Annotated in this window: 21 protein-coding genes; 11 read left to right on the top strand and 10 right to left on the bottom strand. The window is 62.9% G+C overall.

All coding sequences use genetic code 11. From position 1 onward, the window contains the following. Positions 1-24: 24 nt before the first annotated feature. Entirely contained in the window at positions 25-1,296 is a 1,272-nt protein-coding gene (locus QCE73_RS04405; RefSeq protein ID WP_035506338.1) for a polyhydroxyalkanoate depolymerase, read from the top strand. A gap of 106 nt (positions 1,297-1,402) precedes the next feature. Here QCE73_RS04405 and QCE73_RS04400 read toward each other — a convergent pair whose 3' ends face one another. Further along, positions 1,403-2,035, bottom strand: a complete 633-nt coding sequence (locus QCE73_RS04400) for a TetR/AcrR family transcriptional regulator (RefSeq protein ID WP_035506335.1) — start codon at positions 2,033-2,035, stop codon at positions 1,403-1,405. 361 nt (positions 2,036-2,396) lie between these two features. On the opposite strand from QCE73_RS04400, the gene rsxB reads away from it, so the two are divergent. The 3 genes from rsxB to QCE73_RS04385 all read left to right on the top strand — a co-directional run bounded on the left by rsxB (position 2,397) and on the right by QCE73_RS04385 (position 4,441). Further along, positions 2,397-3,275 carry an electron transport complex subunit RsxB gene (rsxB, locus tag QCE73_RS04395; protein WP_309879939.1) on the top strand — a complete coding sequence of 293 codons (879 nt, stop codon included), beginning with the start codon at positions 2,397-2,399 and terminating at the stop codon, positions 3,273-3,275. A 16-nt stretch (positions 3,276-3,291) separates the two neighbouring features. Beyond that, positions 3,292-3,936, top strand: a complete 645-nt coding sequence (gene nth / locus QCE73_RS04390; protein ID WP_309879938.1) for an endonuclease III — start codon at positions 3,292-3,294, stop codon at positions 3,934-3,936. A 73-nt stretch (positions 3,937-4,009) separates the two neighbouring features. After that, complete coding sequence (locus QCE73_RS04385; protein ID WP_187609469.1) at positions 4,010-4,441, top strand: DUF1841 family protein; 432 nt, start codon at positions 4,010-4,012, stop codon at positions 4,439-4,441. Positions 4,442-4,528: 87 nt separating this feature from the next. Here the strand turns inward: QCE73_RS04385 and QCE73_RS04380 are convergent, their stop codons facing one another. Together QCE73_RS04380 and QCE73_RS04375 are read right to left on the bottom strand one after the other, a co-directional pair. Beyond that, positions 4,529-4,906: a c-type cytochrome gene (locus QCE73_RS04380; RefSeq protein ID WP_035506383.1), complete on the bottom strand. Its 378-nt coding sequence runs from the start codon at positions 4,904-4,906 to the stop codon at positions 4,529-4,531. A gap of 43 nt (positions 4,907-4,949) precedes the next feature. After that, positions 4,950-5,315 carry a c-type cytochrome gene (locus tag QCE73_RS04375; protein WP_309879937.1) on the bottom strand — a complete coding sequence of 122 codons (366 nt, stop codon included), beginning with the start codon at positions 5,313-5,315 and terminating at the stop codon, positions 4,950-4,952. 397 nt (positions 5,316-5,712) lie between these two features. Here QCE73_RS04375 and QCE73_RS04370 point away from each other — a divergent pair, with 397 nt between their 5' ends. The 7 genes from QCE73_RS04370 (at position 5,713) to QCE73_RS04340 (ending at position 11,650) form a co-directional block, all read left to right on the top strand. Further along, positions 5,713-6,555 (top strand): MoxR family ATPase, encoded by an 843-nt coding sequence (locus QCE73_RS04370; RefSeq protein WP_035506381.1) that lies wholly within the window; start codon positions 5,713-5,715, stop codon positions 6,553-6,555. 6 nt (positions 6,556-6,561) lie between these two features. Continuing rightward, entirely contained in the window at positions 6,562-7,152 is a 591-nt protein-coding gene (locus QCE73_RS04365; RefSeq protein WP_309879935.1) for a GNAT family protein, read from the top strand. A 25-nt stretch (positions 7,153-7,177) separates the two neighbouring features. Continuing rightward, entirely contained in the window at positions 7,178-8,353 is a 1,176-nt protein-coding gene (locus QCE73_RS04360; protein WP_035506325.1) for a VWA domain-containing protein, read from the top strand. A 15-nt stretch (positions 8,354-8,368) separates the two neighbouring features. Further along, positions 8,369-9,565, top strand: a complete 1,197-nt coding sequence (locus QCE73_RS04355) for a benzoate/H(+) symporter BenE family transporter (protein WP_309879933.1) — start codon at positions 8,369-8,371, stop codon at positions 9,563-9,565. Positions 9,566-9,637: 72 nt separating this feature from the next. Then, positions 9,638-9,886, top strand: a complete 249-nt coding sequence (locus QCE73_RS04350) for an energy transducer TonB (protein WP_035506320.1) — start codon at positions 9,638-9,640, stop codon at positions 9,884-9,886. Between the two features lie 204 nt (positions 9,887-10,090). After that, entirely contained in the window at positions 10,091-11,044 is a 954-nt protein-coding gene (gene tal / locus QCE73_RS04345) for a transaldolase (protein WP_035506318.1), read from the top strand. A 177-nt stretch (positions 11,045-11,221) separates the two neighbouring features. Beyond that, positions 11,222-11,650, top strand: coding sequence for a VOC family protein (locus tag QCE73_RS04340; RefSeq protein WP_035506316.1), 429 nt, complete (start codon positions 11,222-11,224; stop codon positions 11,648-11,650). Positions 11,651-11,677: 27 nt separating this feature from the next. Here QCE73_RS04340 and QCE73_RS04335 read toward each other — a convergent pair whose 3' ends face one another. The 7 genes from QCE73_RS04335 to htpG all read right to left on the bottom strand — a co-directional run bounded on the left by QCE73_RS04335 (position 11,678) and on the right by htpG (position 18,971). After that, on the bottom strand, positions 11,678-12,781 hold the full coding sequence (locus tag QCE73_RS04335; RefSeq protein ID WP_309879931.1) for an FUSC family protein: 1,104 nt from the start codon (positions 12,779-12,781) through the stop codon (positions 11,678-11,680). A gap of 142 nt (positions 12,782-12,923) precedes the next feature. Continuing rightward, positions 12,924-14,474 carry a monocarboxylate uptake permease MctP gene (gene mctP, locus QCE73_RS04330; protein ID WP_035506375.1) on the bottom strand — a complete coding sequence of 517 codons (1,551 nt, stop codon included), beginning with the start codon at positions 14,472-14,474 and terminating at the stop codon, positions 12,924-12,926. Next, positions 14,474-14,722, bottom strand: coding sequence for a DUF3311 domain-containing protein (locus QCE73_RS04325; RefSeq protein ID WP_008350708.1), 249 nt, complete (start codon positions 14,720-14,722; stop codon positions 14,474-14,476). Before QCE73_RS04325 ends, mctP begins: the two co-directional genes overlap by 1 nt. 225 nt (positions 14,723-14,947) lie before the next feature. Next, positions 14,948-15,850 carry a spermidine synthase gene (locus QCE73_RS04320; RefSeq protein WP_309879930.1) on the bottom strand — a complete coding sequence of 301 codons (903 nt, stop codon included), beginning with the start codon at positions 15,848-15,850 and terminating at the stop codon, positions 14,948-14,950. Then, on the bottom strand, positions 15,847-16,329 hold the full coding sequence (locus QCE73_RS04315; RefSeq protein WP_309879929.1) for a DNA-deoxyinosine glycosylase: 483 nt from the start codon (positions 16,327-16,329) through the stop codon (positions 15,847-15,849). The genes QCE73_RS04320 and QCE73_RS04315 overlap by 4 nt, the downstream gene beginning before the upstream one ends. Further along, entirely contained in the window at positions 16,326-16,967 is a 642-nt protein-coding gene (locus QCE73_RS04310) for a chorismate lyase (RefSeq protein WP_309879928.1), read from the bottom strand. The genes QCE73_RS04315 and QCE73_RS04310 overlap by 4 nt, the downstream gene beginning before the upstream one ends. Positions 16,968-17,066: 99 nt before the next feature. Further along, positions 17,067-18,971 carry a molecular chaperone HtpG gene (gene htpG / locus QCE73_RS04305; protein WP_309879927.1) on the bottom strand — a complete coding sequence of 635 codons (1,905 nt, stop codon included), beginning with the start codon at positions 18,969-18,971 and terminating at the stop codon, positions 17,067-17,069. Positions 18,972-19,238 lie beyond the last annotated feature (267 nt).

The following is a 19,238-nucleotide window of genomic DNA, read 5'->3' as shown; positions in this document are numbered from 1 at the left end:
TCCACCGGAGTTACTGGGGCAACCATGCTCTATCAAATTCACGAATTTCAGCGAGCCATGCTGTCTCCTCTCACAGCATGGGCCGAAGCTGCATCGAAGTCGTTCGTCAACCCGGCCAGCCCGCTCGCCTATATTCCCGGTTCGAGCCGTCTGGCCGCGGGTTACGAGTTGCTCTACCGGCTCGGCAAGGACTACGAGAAGCCCGAGTTCAGCATTCATCAGATCGTCAAGGACGGACACAACATTCCGATCGTCGAGCAGACGGTGGTCGAGAAGCCGTTCTGCCGTCTCCTGCGATTCAAGCGCTTCGCCGACGACAGCGCCACCGTCACCAAGCTGAAGAACGAGCCGATCGTGCTCGTGTGCGCGCCGCTCTCCGGGCACCACTCCACGCTGCTGCGCGATACGGTCAAGACGCTTTTGCAGGACCACAAGGTGTACATTACCGACTGGATCGACGCGCGCATGGTGCCGACCGAGAACGGTCCGTTCCATCTGGACGATTACGTCGAATACATCCAGGAGTTCATCCGCCATATCGGCGCGAAGGACCTGCACGTGATCTCGGTGTGTCAGCCGACCGTGCCGGTGCTCGCCGCCATTTCGCTGATGGCGAGCCGCGGCGAAGACACGCCCCGCACGATGACCATGATGGGCGGCCCGATCGACGCGCGCCGCAGTCCCACGTCCGTCAACTCGCTTGCGAACGAGCACTCGTACGGGTGGTTCGAGAACAACGTCATCTACACCGTGCCGGCGAACTATCCGGGTGTGGGACGCAAGGTCTATCCGGGCTTTTTGCAGCACGCGGGCTTCGTCGCGATGAATCCCGAACGCCATCTCACGGCCCATTGGGACTTCTATCAAAATCTGCTGCGCGGCGACGATGACGACGCCGAGCAACATCGCCGTTTCTACGACGAATACAACGCCGTGCTCGACATGGCCGCCGAGTATTACCTCGAAACGATCCGCGTCGTGTTCCAGGAGTTCCGGCTCGCCGAAGGCACGTGGGAAGTCAACGACGAACTCGTGCGTCCGCAGGACATCAAGCACACTGCCCTCTTCACGATCGAAGGCGAGCTCGACGACATCTCCGGCAGCGGCCAGACGCGCGCCGCGCACGATCTGTGCACCGGCATCCCGCCGAAGCACAAGCGCCATTTCACGGCGGAGAAGGCCGGCCACTACGGCATCTTCTCGGGCCGCCGCTGGCGCACGATGGTGTATCCGCAATTGCGCGAGTTCATTCTCGAACACGACAAGACGCCGAAGACGGAAGCCGTGCCCGCGTAAGCAGGCACGCGCCGGGACCGATTCCATCGCGTCAAATGAAAACGTCGCGCCTTGCAAAAGGCGCGACGTTTTTTTCTTCAGACGGCGCGAACGCGAAAGCGTTTGATCAGCGGCGCGTCAGATAAGCCAGCAGCAACTCGGTATTCATGCGGACGATCTGCTCGCGCTGGCCTTGCTCGCTGAAATCGAGGCCGAACGTCGCTTCGAGCGTGAAGCGGTTCGACACGATGTAATAGCCGAGTCCCGACAGCACGATGTAGAGCTTGAGCGGATCGACGTCGGTGCGAAACAATCCGGCCTTCTGGCCACGATCGAGAATAGCCGTGAGCGTCGCGACGATCGGCGAAATGAGTTCGCGGATTCGATTCGATCCTTTGATATATCTCGCCTCATGCAGATTTTCGTTATTGATGAGGCGCAGCAATTCCGGGTGATCCCGGTAGTAATCCCAGACGAAATGCGCGAGACGCGTCATCGCTTCGATGGGCGCGATGCCGTCGAGTTCGAGCGTGCGTTCGGCTTCGACAAGCGCCGAAAGAGCATGTTCGAGCACCGCGGTGAATAACTGCTCCTTGCTACCGAAGTAGTAGTAGAGCATGCGTTCATTGGTCTCCGCCCGGCGCGCAATCTGGTCGACGCGGGCGCCGAACAGACCGCCTGCAGCGAACTCCTCTGCGGCGGCAAGCAGAATACGGCGCCGGGTGCCTTCAGGATCTCTTTTGATTTTCGGCTGATTCATGGTGGCATGACTCGGGAGCCGCGTTGCCGGATTAGCGTCACGCGGCCCGCGTTGGGGTACATGACGTGAACGGGCGCTGCCCATGGTTATTGGGAAACACCGTCCTGCGGTCAAACGGAAAAGCGCTTCGATTATGCGCACATCGAAGCACATTGGCAATTAGGATTGAAAGCCATTCGGCACGACTCTTGATGACTTCGGCGATAATGTCGATTAAAGCCGAGCGCGTGACCGAAAGAGCGGGACACGCGCCGAACAGGCAGCGTGCCGCCGTCGTCGTTGTGGACGTGATCACAGCCACGCGCTTCGCCTATGTCGCGCACATGCTGCGCCAGTCCCCAAGGCATCATCGCAATTCCTCGTGACCGCAACCGTTCCCAAGACGCTCGCTGAGCGCATCGAAGATCTGCTGCCGCAGACGCAATGCACCAAGTGCGGCTATCCCGCCTGCCGGCCTTACGCCGACGCCATTGCCGCGGGCGAGGCGAACTACAACCAGTGCCCGCCGGGCGGCGCCGAAGGTGTCGCGCGCCTGGCCGCGCTCCTCGGCAAGCCCGATATTCCTCTCGATACGACGCACGGCGTCGAGCGCGCGCGGCCCGTCGCCGTAATCGACGAGAACGTGTGCATCGGTTGCACGCTGTGCATGCAGGCGTGTCCGGTCGATGCGATCGTCGGCGCGGCGAAGCAGATGCATACGGTCATCGCCGAGCTGTGCACGGGTTGCGATCTGTGCGTGCCGCCCTGCCCCGTCGATTGCATTGCGATGGTGCCCGTCACCGGCACGCGCACCGGCTGGGACGCATGGAGCCAGGACGAAGCCGATGCGGCCCGCGCGCGGCACGACCGCCGCATGGCGCGTCTCGAACGCGAACGCGCGGCCGCCGAGGCGCGGGCAAGCGCGCGTCAGGCCGCGCGCGCGGCGCACGTGGACCAGCCGGTGCCGCACACGCCGCAAACGCCGTCGCCGCAACCGGTCGCGCCGGCTGCCACGCAAGCCGCGAGCGACGATCCGGAAGCAAAGAAACGCGCGATCATTCAGGCCGCGCTGGAGCGCGCGCGCAAGAAGAAGGAAGAGATGGCGAAGCTCGGCGCAGGTCCGAAAAACACGGATCACGTGAGCGCCGCGGTGCAGGCGCAGATCGACAGCGCCGAGCAGCGCCGTCGCCGTCTCGGGCTGGCGGACGACGAAAACGCGTCCCATCCCGGCGAGGGCGATCGAAGCGACAAACCCGCGTGAGAACGGACATCGAACCATGAACGCCACGAAGCGCCGCGCCATCTACGAGACTTTGCAAAGCATCGATCCGCATCCGACCACGGAGCTCGAATACACGACGCCCTTCGAACTGCTGATCGCCGTGATGCTCTCCGCGCAGGCGACCGACGTCTCCGTCAACAAGGCGATGCGCAAGATGTTTCCCGTCGCGAACACGCCGGCGGCGGTGCTTGCGCTCGGCGAGGAAGGCGTGACGGAATACATCCGCACGATCGGGCTTTATCGCACAAAGGCGAAGAACGTGATCGCGACGTGCCGCATTCTCATCGATCAATACGGCGGCGACGTGCCCGACAACCGCGAGGCGCTCGAAGCGCTGCCGGGCGTCGGACGCAAGACGGCGAACGTCATTCTGAATACGGCGTTCGGGCAGCCGACCATCGCTGTCGATACGCACATCTTCCGCGTCGCGAATCGCACGGGACTCGCGCCCGGCAAGGACGTGCGCGCCGTCGAGACCGCGCTCGAAAAGTTCACGCCGAAAGAGTTTCTGCACGATGCGCATCACTGGCTGATCCTGCACGGGCGTTACGTGTGCAAGGCGCGCGTGCCCGAGTGCTGGCATTGCGCGATCGAGCCGCTCTGCGAATATCGGCCGAAGACGCCCGCGCCGGTCGAATGAGCGGTTTGGGCAGACCGCACGCGCCACGGTCTACAATAGCGGGTTCAGAAACCCGCAATCGAATCAATACCTTATGTTCAACCCTAGCCGCGACGAAGTCCGCCAGTTCTTTACCGAAACCTGGCGCAAGGAGCGCGCCGGCGAGATTCTGACGCCGCTCGAAAGCATGGCCGCCGACTGGATCGGCGAACATCCCGAATATCACGATGCGCTCGCGAAACCCGAATCGCGCGAAGCCGATTACTCGCCCGATCGCGGCCAGACCAATCCGTTTCTGCATCTGTCGATGCACCTCGCGATCAGCGAGCAATTGTCGATCGATCAGCCGCCGGGCATCCGCCGCGCGCACGACAGGCTGGTCGCGCGCCTCGGTTCGCCGCACGACGCGCAGCACGCGATCATGGATTGCCTCGGACAGGTGATCTGGGAAGCGCAGCGCACGGGCACGCCGCCGGATACCGATGCCTATCTCGCGCTGATCGAGCGCCGTGCTTCGCGCGACTAAGCATCCGAAATACGCGCCGTCCAAATGAAAACACCCCGCTCGGGAAGCGGGGTGTTGTTTGCTGACGAATCTTCGAAAGCCGCGCGCTTACTTCTTCAGCACGAGACTGCCGTCGAGCGATTCGATATACGCCGCGAGATCCTTCAGATCGCTCTGCGACAGGCTTTGCACCTGCGCCGCCATGATGGCGTTGTTGCGTCCGAAGTTCGGATTGTTGCCGCCGATCTGATACTGGCGCAGCGCCCAGTAGATATAGGTCGCATGCTGACCCGCGAGCCGCGGATACTCGCCGCTCACCGGCTTGTTGAGACCGGGGCCGTGGCAGGCCGCGCAGTTGTGGCTGTCGGAGAGCGCCTTGCCGTTGCTCACGTCGGCCGCGTGCGCGCCGCCGACCGTCATGCCGATGAGCGCCGCTGCCGCGCATGCTGCCTTGAAGCTTGAGTGAAGTGCCTTGGACGGCTTCATGAATTCTCCTTCCCGTTTATCGCTTTGCCGTGTCACGCGCGGATCACTTGTCGGGATTGTTCTTCGATTGGGAAGTCTGCGCGGCGTAGTACGCGGCGATATCGGCGATATCCTGATCCGACAGCGTCGTCGCGATGGCGCGCATCGTGTCGAAATGACGGTCGCCCTTCTTGTAGGCGTGCAGCGCATTGGCGATGTACTGCGCGTTCTGGCCACCGAGCATCGGCACTTCGTAGACTTCGGGGTACGCGGTGCGATAGCCGGGGATGCCGTGGCAGCCGATGCACATCGCGACCTTGCCCTCTGCGGCCTTCGCGTTGCCGACGACGTCGGCCGACGCCTCGGTCGCGAAGCCGGCGAGACCGGACAGCGCTGCAATCACGGCACATTTGCCGACGAAATTGTTCATAGCTCTTCTAACCTGGCTTGAGGGGAAATCCGGCGCTCAAAAGGCCGCGGCCCGCGCCGAGCGCATTACAACCTTCTCGGGACTGTTTGCTGCTACAGGGTTTGTCGCCACGCAGGCCAAAAAAATCGCGCTAATTGTACCGCGCGACCTACCCCCCGTCCACACGCGAACCGCGCCGAAGCCCTGCTGGCAAGGGGAATCGGCTGAAAAGCAGCCGTTTTGCCTGCGACAATTCGCCCCTGTACAAGCGATGAGCCCGCTTGCGCGCACGCTGCGCAGCATTCGGACTCGCTTCGGCAACCCGCCGATAGAGCGGCTCAAACGATACCCGGCGCGCCTCAATATCGAAAGGTCTTCTGACTTATACTGGGATTTTTTTGCCAACCGGATCTTCGTCATGCGTTTCGAAGGCTCATCGCAATACGTCGCAACCGACGATCTCAAGCTCGCGGTGAATGCCGCGATGACGCTGCAACGGCCGCTGCTCATCAAGGGTGAACCCGGCACCGGCAAGACCATGCTCGCGGAGGAAGTCGCGCTCGCGCTCGGCATGCCGCTCCTGCAATGGCACATCAAGTCGACGACCAAGGCGCAGCAAGGCCTGTACGAATACGACGCGGTCTCGCGCCTGCGCGATTCGCAACTCGGCGACGAGCGCGTGAAGGACATCGGCAATTACATCGTCAAGGGCGTGCTGTGGCAGGCGTTCGAGTCAGACCGGCAGAGCGTGCTCCTCATCGACGAGATCGACAAGGCGGATATCGAATTTCCGAACGATTTGCTGCGCGAGCTCGACCGCATGGAGTTCTACGTGTATGAGACGCGCGAGCTCGTGAAGGCCGCGCACCGGCCGCTCGTGATCATCACGTCGAACAACGAGAAGGAACTGCCGGACGCGTTCCTGCGCCGCTGCTTCTTCCACTACATCAAGTTCCCGGACGCCGAGACGATGAAGGCGATCGTCGAGGTGCACTTCCCGAACATCAAGCAGGATCTGCTCGCCGCCGCCATGCAGAGCTTCTTCGAATTGCGCGGCGTGTCGGGCCTCAAGAAGAAGCCGTCCACTTCCGAACTGCTCGACTGGCTCAAGCTGCTTCTCGCCGAAGACATTCCGCCCGAAGCGCTGCGCTCGTCGGATCAGAAGCAGATCGTCCCGCCGCTGCACGGCGCGCTCCTGAAGAACGAACAGGACGTCGCGCTGTTCGAGCGTCTGCTCTTCATGAATCGCAACCATCGCTAAAAAGAAATGAGCCGCTGGATCGAACCCGTCACACTGGAAGGCGAGCATGTCAGGCTCGTGCCGCTCACGCGCGAACACGAAGCGGCCCTCACGGCCGCCGCGAGCGACGGTGAATTGTGGAAGCTCTGGTACACCTTCGTGCCCTCGCCCGACAAGACGCGCGGCTATATCGACACGGCGCTCGACATGCGCGATCGACTCGGCGCGCATCCGTTCGCGGTGATCGATGCGAAGACGGGCGATGTCGTCGGCTCGACACGCTACTTCAACGTCGATGAAGCGAACCGGCGGCTGGAGATCGGCCATACGTGGTACGCGAGACGCGTGCAGAAGACCGCGCTCAACACCGAAGCCAAGTTGCTGCTGCTGACGCACGCGTTCGACAGGCTCGATGCCATCGCCGTGGAGTTCCGCACGCATTTCATGAACCACGCTTCGCGCACCGCGATCGCGCGGCTCGGCGCGAAGCAGGACGGCATCCTGCGCAATCATCAGGTGGGCCGCGATGGCGTGCTGCGCGACACCGTCGTGTTCTCGATCATCCAGTCGGAGTGGCCGGCGGTGCGCGCCAATCTGAACTACCGGCTCGACCGCTGAAACCCGTCACGATGGAGAGCGCGCCATGCTGATCGACTTTTTCTACTCGCTGCGCGACGCGAAGCTGCCCGTCTCGGTGAAGGAATATCTGACCTTGCTCGAAGCGCTGAAGGCGCAGGTGATATCACCGTCGCTCGACGAGTTCTACTTCCTTTCGCGCATGACGCTCGTGAAGGACGAGAAGTACTTCGACAAGTTCGATCGCGCGTTCGGCGCCTATTTCCACGGCGTGACGCAGCTTCCCGACGAAGCTTTCGACATTCCGCTCGACTGGCTCAAGAAGCGCCTCGACCGCGAATTCACCGCGGAGGAAAAGAAGCGCATCGAGGCGCTCGGCGGCCTCGACAAGCTCATGGACCGTCTGAAAGAACTGATGGACGAGCAGAAGGAGCGTCACGAAGGCGGCAACAAGTGGATCGGCACGGGCGGCACGTCGCCCTTCGGACACGGCGGCTATAACCCGGAAGGCATTCGCATCGGCGGGGAATCGTCGGGGAATCGAACGGCCGTGAAGGTGTGGGACGAGCGCGCGTACAAGGACTACGACGATCAGGTCGAAATCGGTACGCGCAACATCAAGGTCGCGCTGCGTCGACTGCGGCGCTTTGCGCGCGAAGGCGCGGCCGAGGAACTCGATCTGCCCGACACGATCCGCAGCACCGCCGCCAATGCGGGCTGGCTCGATATCAAGATGGTCCCCGAGCGTCACAACAACGTGAAGGTGCTGATGCTGCTCGATGTCGGCGGCTCGATGGACGATCACATCAAGCGCGTCGAAGAGCTGTTCTCGGCGGCGAAGGCGGAGTTCAAGCATCTCGAGTTCTACTACTTCCACAACTGCGTGTACGACTATCTGTGGAAGCACAATCGCCGGCGCCACGCCGAGCGCACGCCGACCTTCGACGTGCTGCACAAGTTCACGCCCGACTACAAGCTGATCTTCGTCGGCGACGCGACCATGAGCCCCTACGAAGTGCTGCAGCCCGGCGGCTCCGTCGAATACAACAATGCCGAAGCCGGCGCGGTCTGGTTGCGCCGGCTCGCCGATCAATTCCCGCATCACGCGTGGCTCAATCCCGAGCCCGAGCGGCTATGGGAATATCGGCAGTCGATTTCCGCGATCCGCAATGTGCTCGGCAATCGCATGTATCCGCTCACGATGGCCGGCCTGGAAACCGCCATGCGCGCGCTGTCGAAGTAACCGAAAAGAACACGAATGAAAGCTTCCTCACCGGCGCCCGCTGCGCCGCGCTTCCTCTTTGACACTTCGCTGTCCACCGTCGTCGCCGGCTTCGTCGCGATGATGACCGGCTACACCAGTTCGCTCGTGCTGATGTTCCAGGCGGGCCAGGCCGCGCATCTCACGAACGCGCAGATTTCGTCGTGGATCTGGGCGCTCTCGATGGGCATGGCGGTCTGCACCATCGGGCTGTCGCTGCGTTATCGCGCGCCGATCGTCATCGCGTGGTCGACGCCGGGCGCGGCGCTGCTCGTGTCGTCGCTGCCGAACGTCGCCTATGCTGATGCGATCGGCGCGTTCATCGTCTGCGCGGTGCTCCTGACCGCCGTCGGTCTCACCGGCTGGTTCGACACGCTGATGAAGCGCGTCCCCACAGGCATCGCCGCCGCCCTGCTCGCGGGCATTCTGTTCGAGATCGGCATCGAGATTTTCCGCGCCGCCGAGCATCGGACCGCGCTCGTCATCGCGATGTTCTTCACGTATCTCACGGCCAAGCGCTTCGTGCCGCGTTATGCGATTCCGGCCACGCTCATCGTGGGCATTGCGATCGCGGGCGGCCTCGGGCTGCTCGACTTCACGCACTTTCATGTCGCGCTCGCGCATCCGGTTTTCACGATGCCCGCGTTCTCGCTCGCCGCCGCGATCAGCATCGGCATTCCGCTTTTTGTCGTCGCGATGGCGTCGCAGAATGTGCCGGGCATCGCCGTCCTGCGCGCCGACGGCTACACGACGCCCTCCGCCCCGCTCATCTCGGCGACCGGCATCGCGTCGCTCGTGCTCGCGCCGTTCGGCTCGCACGGCGTGAATCTCGCGGCCATCACCGCCGCGATCTGCACCGGCCGCGAAGCGCACGAGAACCGCGACAAGCGCTACACGGCCGCCGTCTGGTGCGGGATTTTCTATCTGATCGCGGGCACGTTCGGCGCGACCATCGCCGCCCTGTTCGCGGCATTTCCGAAGGAACTGGTCGTGTCCGTGGCCGCGCTCGCGCTCTTCGGCTCGATCATGAGCGGTCTCGCCAACGCGATGCAGGACGCGCGTCAGCGCGAACCCGCGCTCGTCACGTTCATGGTGACGGCATCGGGCCTCACGCTGCTCTCCATCGGCTCGGCGTTCTGGGGATTGATCGCGGGCGTCGCGACACACATCGTGCTCAACGCCAGACGATCCTGACGCATCCTACAATGACGGAATCGGCCCCGATTTCCGGCCGGTTTTTCCGCAACAGAACTTTGTAATTCCGTCATGGCTTTGATCGACAAACTGCTGGCGCGCTCCGCGCCGCCCGGCGCCGCCCAGAAACGCAAGACAATCGTGCGCGTGCTGCTCGACGACGCCGGGCACGTCCAGGACGTCGTCCTGAAAATGAGCTGCGGCGATCCCGCGAAGGACGCCCACGCGCTCGACGAGGTCCGCAAAATGCGCTTTGCACGTGGTCAACTCGGCTCGGGCACGGTGCGGCGCTGGCACGAACTCGCCTACGCGGTGGATTGAAGGCCGATTGAACGCGCAGTCCCGCGCACGGTCGAAAACCGGCGCGCACGGTATCAGCGCGCTCGCCGCGCTCGGGACTAGAATGGGAGAATGACATTCAGGGGCGCGCCGCGCGAACGAAGTCGCCGCACGGCGTCGCAATCATGGGCAATCCGCGGGTTGGTTACCGCAATTTGACAAGGCGCAACGCGTCTGAGACTCGACATGACATCCGCTCTCGACCAGCTCAAGCAATACACGACCGTCGTCGCCGACACGGGCGACTTCCAGCAATTCATCCAGTTCAAGCCGCAGGACGCGACCACGAATCCGTCGCTGATCCTGAAGGCCGTCCAGAAGGACGACTACAAGCCGCTGCTCGAAAATACCGTCAAGGAGCACGCGAAGAAGCCGATGCCGCAGATCATCGACAATCTGCTCGTAGCGTTCGGCACCGAGATTCTGAAGATCGTTCCGGGCCGCGTTTCGACCGAAGTCGATGCGCGCCTTTCGTTCGACACCAAGGCTTCGATCGACAAGGGCCGCGAAATCATCAAGCTGTATGAGAACGCGGGCGTCGACCGCAAGCGCGTGCTCATCAAGCTGGCATCGACGTGGGAAGGCATCCGCGCGGCCGAAGTGCTGCAGAAGGAAGGCATCCACTGCAACATGACGCTGCTGTTCTCGCTCGCGCAGGCCGTGGCCGCCGCCGAAGCGGGCGCGCAACTGATCTCGCCGTTCGTCGGCCGCATTTACGACTGGTACAAGAAGTCCGCCGGCGCGGAATGGGACGAAGTGAAGAACGGCGGCGCGAACGATCCCGGCGTGCAGTCGGTGCGGCGCATCTACTCGTACTACAAGAAGTTCGGCTACAAGACCGAGGTCATGGGCGCGAGCTTCCGCACGGTGAGCCAGATCACCGAGCTCGCCGGCTGCGACCTGCTGACGATCAGCCCCGATCTCCTGAAGAAACTCGCCGACAGCAACGATACGGTCGAACGCAAGCTCTCGCCGGAAGCGGTGAAGAACGAGAACGTGGAGAAGATCGCCGTCGACGAGCCGACCTTCCGCTTCCTCGTCAACGACGACGCAATGGCGACCGAAAAGCTCGCGGAAGGCATCCGCGCGTTTGCCGCCGATGCGATCAAGCTGGAGAAGCTGATCACCGCGCTTCAGTGACACATGCCTGACACGAAAGCCGCGGATCGCGCCGGAACATTGGTGCGATCCGCGGTTTTTTCTATTTCGCCGCATCTTGACCTAATTTGACTGTTTCCGAGTCGGCGTCGGACATCGTTGCAATAGACTTCCGGGCTTCGGCGGCATGTCCGCTTCAAATGCACGGAGTTTCTGGTCATGCAACTGGATACGTATCTTTTCTATAACGGCGATTGCGCAGCGGCGCTCGAACTCTATCAGGCGGCATTCGGCGCGCAGATCGCCACGCTGGTTCGCTTTCGCGACGTGCCGGACGGCGGCAACGCACCGCCCGACTGGCAGGACAAGATCATGCACGCGGTGTTTTTTGTCGGGCAGAACGCGATCATGGTCTCCGACGGCCGCTACGATCAGCCGCGCAAGGAATACTCGGGCTTCACGCTGTCGATCGCCGCGGGCGACGCGCAATCCGGCGAGCGCATCTTCAAGATGCTCGCCGAAGGCGGCAATATCCTGACGCCGTGGCAATCCACGTTCTGGACGCAAGGCTTCGGCATGCTGACGGATCGTTTCGGCGTGCCCTGGCTCATCAACGTGGTGCACGAGGGCGAAGCGCAGCCGGCCTGAGTTTCATCGCTTCATAGCTTCGTCACATCAGGGATTGAGCGGCCGCGCGCCTTCGATATTCCACTGCCGCTCGATCTCCGACAGCCGCAGCCTCAGCCGATCCACCTGCTCCACGAAGCGCATCGCGAGCCAGTGCATGCCCTGCGTCGACATGTTCGCATCGTCGTCGGCGCATGGCGGCACAGCCGGCGCATCCACCGCGCGGTACAGCAAGCCCACGCGCCCGAAGCGCAACGCGCGGGCCATCTGCAGAAGCTGCTGACGCACCGCATACTCGCCCGGCGAACACGCGATCGCGAAACGGCTCGGGGTCGCGCTCGCGACTTCCGGCATCGACATCACCAGCATTTCCAGCGCCGCGAGAATCGAGCGGTGCAGCCGCTGGATCTCTTCGAGCCGCGCCATCGGCACATCGGTTTCCTTCGCGACCGATTCCATCAGCCCGCGCGACTGCACGAGCCGCTGGCTCATCGTGTAGAAGCGCCGCGCGGTGTCCTCCGCGTGAAGCGGCGTGCCGTCGAGCAAGGCGCCGTACAGCTTCGCGCACTCGCGCAGATTGTCCGCGAGCCGATAGCGCCAGGAATACGTCGCGTATTGCGGCAACACGAACGAGAGCGCGAGCGCGATCACGACGCCGATCATCACATTGGCCGTGCGCCATAAGCCGGTGGTCAGCGGCAGATCGCCGTGGCCTGAGACGATGACCATGGTGATCGCCGTGAGCAACGCGACATAGCCGGCCTTGCCGATCGCATAGTAGGCGCAGCCGCCCGCGATCACGCACATCAGCACGAAGAACACCATCACGGAGCCGGTGAGCATCTGCGCGAGGATGAGCGTGAGCCCGAACAACGCGCCGAGCATCGTGCCGATCGCGCGCTCGCCCGCCTTCTTGCGGATGTTGCCGTAGTGCTGCAATCCGCCGATCACCACCAGCACCGATACCGAAGCCCACACGCCATGCGGCATGTCGATGCCGGTCGTGACCGCGATCGACACCGCCATCGCGATTCCGACGCGCACCGCGTGGATCATGTTCGCGTGCCGGTAGCGGAAGTACGGCGACGCGATCGAGTGGAAGAAGCGCGCGAGACGGCCGCGCCTGTGTGACGTCGATGTCGGAGAAAGCATGGTTCGCTCAAGTCGATGAACACGCACGCCCGTCAAACCCAGGCAACCGGAAAACGAAACGCCCGTAACGGCCAGATGGCTGTTACGGGCGTTTTACCAGCTTTTCGCGCGCCGCGCCGCACGCGTGCGCGACCGGCCGGAATCAGCCTTCCACGATATCCAGATAGTCTTCCGGACGCGTGCGGTCATCCGAGCGCTTGAGGCCCAGCACCCGCACGAGCAGGCTCACGACGATCGAGACGATCAGGTTCGCGATCAGCGCCCACACCGCCGCGTAGCCCGGCACGACATAGCCGAACAGATGCAGCGGATAGATCGAGCCCTTCAGTTGCAGCGATACGGCCATCCACGTGCCCACGCCGATGCCCACCGCCCAGCCGAGCAGCAGACCGCGATGATCGAGCACGCGCGTATAGAGGCCGAGCACGAGCGCGGGCAGCGTCTGGATGATCCAGATGCCGCCGAGCAGTTGCAACTGAATCGCGTAGGTCAGCGGCAGCGCGAGGATGAAGACCACCGCGCCGACCTTCACGATCAGCGACACCAGCTTCGCGACGTTGGTTTCCTGCTCCGGCGTCATCGACGTATTGACGAACTCGCGATGCACGTTGCGCGTGTAGAGATTCGCCGCCGCGATCGACATGATCGCCGCCGGAACCAGCGCGCCGATGCCGATCGCCGCAAACGCCACGCCCACGAACCACGACGGGAAGTAGTGCAGGAAGAGCGCCGGCACCGCGAAGTTCGCGCCGTAGGCCTTGAAGTACGACGCGAACTCGGGCATGTCCTTCACGCCCGATGCCAGCGCCATATAGCCGAGCAGCGCGAGCAGGCCGAGCACGAGCGAGTACGCCGGCAGCAGCGCCATGTTGCGGCGGATCGTGTTGCCGGAGTTCGACGAGAGAATCGCCGTCACCGAGTGCGGGTACAGGAAGAGCGCGAGCGCCGAGCCGACCGCGAGCGTCGCGTAGGCGCTGTAGCCGTTCAGACTCGCGGCATCGGGCGCCTTCAGAAGCAGCTTCTCGGGCGGCACGACGCTGAAGATATGGCCGAAGCCGCCGAGCTGCGCCGGAATCACGATCATCGCGGCGATGATCGTGATGTAGATCAGCACGTCCTTCACCACGGCGATCATCGCGGGCGCGCGCAGGCCCGACGTGTACGTGTACGCGGCGAGAATCGCGAACGCGATGATGAGCGGCAGATCGCCGACGAAGCCTTGCGTCGAGAATCCGAGCGCGCCGATCACCACTTCGATGCCGACGAGCTGCAGCGCGATATACGGCATCGTCGCGACAATGCCCGTCACCGCGACGGCGAGCGCGAGCATGCGGCTGTTGTAGCGCGCGTGCACGAAGTCGGCGGCGGTCACATAGCCGTGACGCTTCGCGATGCTCCAGAGCTTCGGAAACACGACGAACGCGAACGGATAGATGAGGATGGTGTACGGCAGCGCGAAGAAGCCCGTCGCACCCGCGCCGAACACGAGCGCCGGCACCGCGACGAACGTATAGGCGGTGTAGAGATCGCCGCCGAGCAGGAACCACGTGACGATGGTGCCGAAGCGGCGTCCGCCGAGGCCCCATTCGTCGAGCTGGGCCAGATCGCCCTTGCGCCAGTGCGCGGCGATGAAGCCGAGAATCGTGACGCCGACGAAGAAGAGAACGAAGACGAAAGTTGCGGTGGCGTTCATCATCGCGCACCTCCGTTCTTGCGTCCCGAGGGCAGCGCCTTCGTCTTCTTATAGACGACGGCGGTGATGACCGCGCTGATCAGCACCCACAGGAGCTGATACCAGTAGAAGTACGGAAAGCCCCACAGAACGGGCTCGATCTTGTTGTAAAACGGCACCCATACCACACCGATCCACGGAAGGATCAGAAGCCATAGCCAATGCTTGTTGCGCGGTTGTCCGGTGCCGGTCGTAGCTTCGTGAGCCATGAACGGTCTCCTCTTTGTTTTGATTCGCGTCGTTATTGCGAGCCCGGCGGGATGCCGGTCGTCGGGTAGACATGCCGCTGAAAGCACCCCGAAATAACAGAGGGAGTATATGGACCCTTAAAACACGGTCAAGCAGGGGGAATCCCGACTATTCCGCTGATTTGAAAGCATCTTGTAAATAGGCCAAAACCCTCGTCCTGGCCATGGCTTCTTGCGCCGGGTCAATCAGATCGAAAACGCGCCGCTCGCCGCGACGCCCGCGCTCGCAGCGACACCCTTCACCCACTTGCGCGCGGGCAAGCCGAGTTGCGCTTCGATGAGCTTCGCGCGCGCGTCGAGCGCGTCGAATGAAACGTCGAGCGCGGGACCGGCGAACGCGATCGCGACGCGATTGCCGTCGTGCACTTCGGGCAGCGCGATCACGCGATGATCGAACGCTTCGTTCAGATGACGCATATTGCGCACGAAGCTCGGATGATCGCCGAACAGGTTGATCGCGACGACGCCCGCTGGCTGCGTGAGACAGGCGCGGCACGCGCGATAGAACGAGACGCTGTCGAGCACGGGGCCGCGCGCGGTGGCGTCGTAGAGATCGATCTGCAACGCGCCGATCGTGCCGTGATTCGCGCGGTCGTTGACGAACTCCCACGCGTCGCGTTCGGTGACGGTGAGGCGCGCATCGTCGTAGGGCAGTTCGAACATCGCGCGCGCGGCGATCACGACCGCCGGATTCAGCTCGACGGCTTCCACTTTCGCGTGCTTCAGAAAGCGATAGCAGAACTTCGTGAGCGCGGCGGCGCCGAGCCCGAGTTGCACGATGCGTTCCGGCGTTTCGACGAAGAGCAGCCACGCCATCATCTGCTGCGCGTATTCGAGCTCGATGTGATCGGGCTTCTTCAGACGCATCGCGCCTTGCACCCATTCGGTGCCGAAGTGCAGATAGCGCACGCCGCCCTCTTCCGAGAACGTCACGGGCGCGAAGCGCGGCTTGCGAGGCGCGTCGATGCGCGGCGCGTTCGCGAGATCGTCGCGATCGTCGTCGCTGCGCTTGCGCTTCGCCTTGCTGTCGTCCTTTTTACGGCTGAACGCGCGCGCTTCAGCCGATGCACGCTTGATGAGATTCGTCATTGTGTGGTGAGGATGTCGCGCCAGATGCGCAATTTTTGATCGAACGAGAGGATAGCATTGGCCGCGCTCGACGATGGCAGCACGAGCGTCGCGTAGCCCGCGGCGCTCAGGACCGGCGCGAACTTGCCCGATGTCTTGCCGTTGAAGCAGACCTTGCGCAGCTTCGGAAAGCGCACGTGGAACTGCGCGAAGTCATTGGGCGATGCGTTGCGGATCGCCGTGTCGAGGCTGCCTTCGCGCTCGCATGCGGCGAGCACGTCCCATAGACCGATGCCGTGCGCGACGAGACGCGCGATGCGTTCGTCGTAGACGAGTGCGTGCAGATCCTCGCCGATCGCCGCGCCGACGAGCCGCCAGAACTGATTGCGCGGATGCGCGTAATACTGGGTCGCCGCGAGCGACGCGACGCCCGGAAAACTGCCGAGAATGAGCGTGTGCGTTCCCTCATCGCCGACAGGAGCAAAACCGTCGAGCTTCATTTCGCCTCGCCGTGCGCGACGCGCTTCGCATGAGAGCTCAGGTGATCGTAAGAGCGGGCATGTTCGCGCCGATGCCGGTCGTGCATCGTGGCGAGCTTCGCCCAGAGCGCATCGAGCATGCATTCGGTGACCATCAACGGCGCGTCGTGTCGTTTGAACACCGAACGGCGCGCGACGAGCGCATGCGCTTGCTCATCCGATTGCGCCGACGCGAGCCGATGCAGCGGATGCCGCGCGGTGATTCTTCGACTCGCGAGCGCCGAACGCGACACGCTGCTATCGCTATAGAGCAATTCGGCGAGCGGACGCGTGCGCAGACGGCGCATCGATTGCCACACGCCCGTGCTGTGCGCGAGCGGCACGATGCTATGCGCGACGACGAACGGCACGCCATCGACTTTCAACGCGACTTCACGCGCCCACACCGGCGTGCGCGGCGTGATATCGAGCGCGCGCGCTTCGTCGTGCCAGGGCATATCGATGGCTTCGCGCGTGACATCGACGGTCACCGTGCCGAGCGTGCGCAGATGCGCGGTCAGCGAACCGCCGCGTGTGAGCCAGTCCTTTTGTGCATCGGTGAGCGATGAAAGCGGGATGACGCGCCAGTGCGCATCGATGGGATCGTTGGGCGAGAGCATGCTGCGGATTATAAATTCCGCGTCTTACGGCGCACGAACACAAGAAAAAACGCGCCGCCGGTTTCCCGGCGGCGCGTTCATTCGAAACGCTCAGGCAGCTTATCGCGCGAGCAACAGCGCGTTCGTGCGCTTCACGAAGCTCGCCGGGTCTTCGAGCGCGCCGCCTTCGGCCAGCAACGCCTGATCGAAGAGCAGATGGCACCAGTCGACAAAATTGGCGCTGTCCGCGTCCAACGCCTTCACGAGCGGATGCTCCGGATTCACTTCGAGAATCGGCTCGGCTTGCGGCGCCTTCTGCCCCGCCGCCTTCAGCATGCGTTGCAGATAGCCGCTCATGTCGCCTTCATCGGCGACGAGACAGCTCGGCGAATCGGTGAGACGGAACGTGAGACGCACGTCCTTCGCCTTGCCTTCGAGCGCTTCCTTCATCTTCTCGACGAGCGGCTTCATTTCCTCGCCGACCTTTTCCTGCTGCTGCTTTTCCTCGTCGTCGAGCGCGCCGAGATCGAGGTCGCCGCGCGCGACGCTCGCGAGCGGCTTGCCATCGAACTCATTGAGGAACGACAGCATCCACTCGTCGACGCGATCCGTCAGCAGCAGCACCTCGACGCCCTTCTTGCGGAACACTTCGAGATGCGGGCTGTTCTTCGCGGCCTGCCAGCTATCGGCGGTGACGTAGTAGATCTTCGTCTGCTCGGGCTTCATGCGCGCGACGTAATCGGCGAGCGACACGTTCTGCGCGTCGCTGTCGTTTTGCGTCGATGCGAAGCGCACCAGCTTCGCGATGCGCTCGCGATTGCTGAAATCTTCGCCGATGCCTTCCTTCAGCACCTGACCGAACTCGTTCCAGAAGGTCGCGTACTTCTCTTTGTCGGCGTCTTCGGTCGCTTCGGCGGAGGACGATGCGATCTCTTCGAGCATCGACAGCACGCGCTTGGTCACGCCTTCGCGGATCGCCTTCACGTCGCGGCTTTCCTGCAGGATTTCGCGCGACACGTTGAGCGGCAGATCGGCCGAATCGACGACGCCCTTCACGAAACGCAGATACGCGGGCAGCAGTTGCTCGGCGTCGTCCATGATGAACACGCGCTTCACGTAGAGCTTGAGCCCGCCGCGATGCTCGCGATTCCACAGATCGAACGGCGCGTGCTTGGGCACGTACAGCAGTTGCGTGTACTCGCTGCGGCCTTCGACGCGGTTGTGCGTCCACGAGAGCGGATCGTCGTGATCGTGAGAGATGTGCTGATAGAACTGCTTGTACTGATCGTCGCTGATGTCGTTCTTCGGACGCGTCCAGAGCGCGCTCGCCTGGTTGACGGTCTCGTCTTCGTCCTTCGTGACCATCTCGCCTTTCTCGGCATCCCACTCTTCCTTGTTCATCAGAATGGGCAGTGCGACGTGATCCGAGTATTTCTGGATGATCGATTTCAGCCGGTGCGACGACAGCAGTTCGTCTTCATCGGCGCGCAGATGCAGCGTGATGGTCGTGCCGCGTTGCGCGCGTTCGATGTCCTCGACTTCGAAATCGCCTTCGCCCGCGCTCGTCCAGCGCACGCCTTCGTTCGCCGGCAGACCGGCGCGGCGCGTTTCGACGGTGATCTTGTCCGCGACGATGAAGCCCGAATAGAAGCCGACGCCGAACTGGCCGATGAGCGCCGCGTCCTTCTGCTGGTCGCCGGAGAGCTTCGAGAAGAATTCCTTGGTGCCCGAGCGCGCGATCGTGCCGAGGTGGGAAATCGCTTCCTCGCGGCTCATGCCGATGCCGTTATCGTCGATGGTGACGGTGCGCGCGGCTTTATCGAACGACACGCGGATACGCAGGTCCGGATCGTTTTCGTAGAGCGCGCTGTTTTCGATGGCTTCGAAGCGAAGTTTGTCCGCGGCATCGGATGCGTTGGAAATCAGCTCGCGCAGGAAAATTTCCTTGTTGCTGTAGAGCGAATGGATCATCAGATGCAGAAGCTGCTTCACTTCTGCCTGAAAGCTCATGGTTTCTTGCGCCATGGTCGGGGTCCTCTGTGTTGATTTCGTTTGGTGCGATTGTCGCGGCGGCGTGTTTGGCCGACGCGGCCAATTTGCGTCATATGAGGGCGGGTGGGGGTTTTTCAAGAGGTCGCCGGATCCCGGTTTCGTGTCGGTCTATTTGCGTTGCCCCTGTGCGGGGCGGCAGTCACTTTCTTTGCAGCAGTGTATAGACCGGGGACATAGCTGACAGATCCGCGGGGACATGGTTGACACTTTCAGGCATCTCGATGCCTGGACCCGACCATG

The sequence above is a fragment of the Caballeronia sp. LZ029 genome (assembly GCF_031451275.1).
GTDB lineage: Bacteria > Pseudomonadota > Gammaproteobacteria > Burkholderiales > Burkholderiaceae > Caballeronia > Caballeronia jiangsuensis.
Note: the sequence above shows the minus strand (reverse complement) of the source record. Positions and strands in the feature narration are given on the sequence as shown.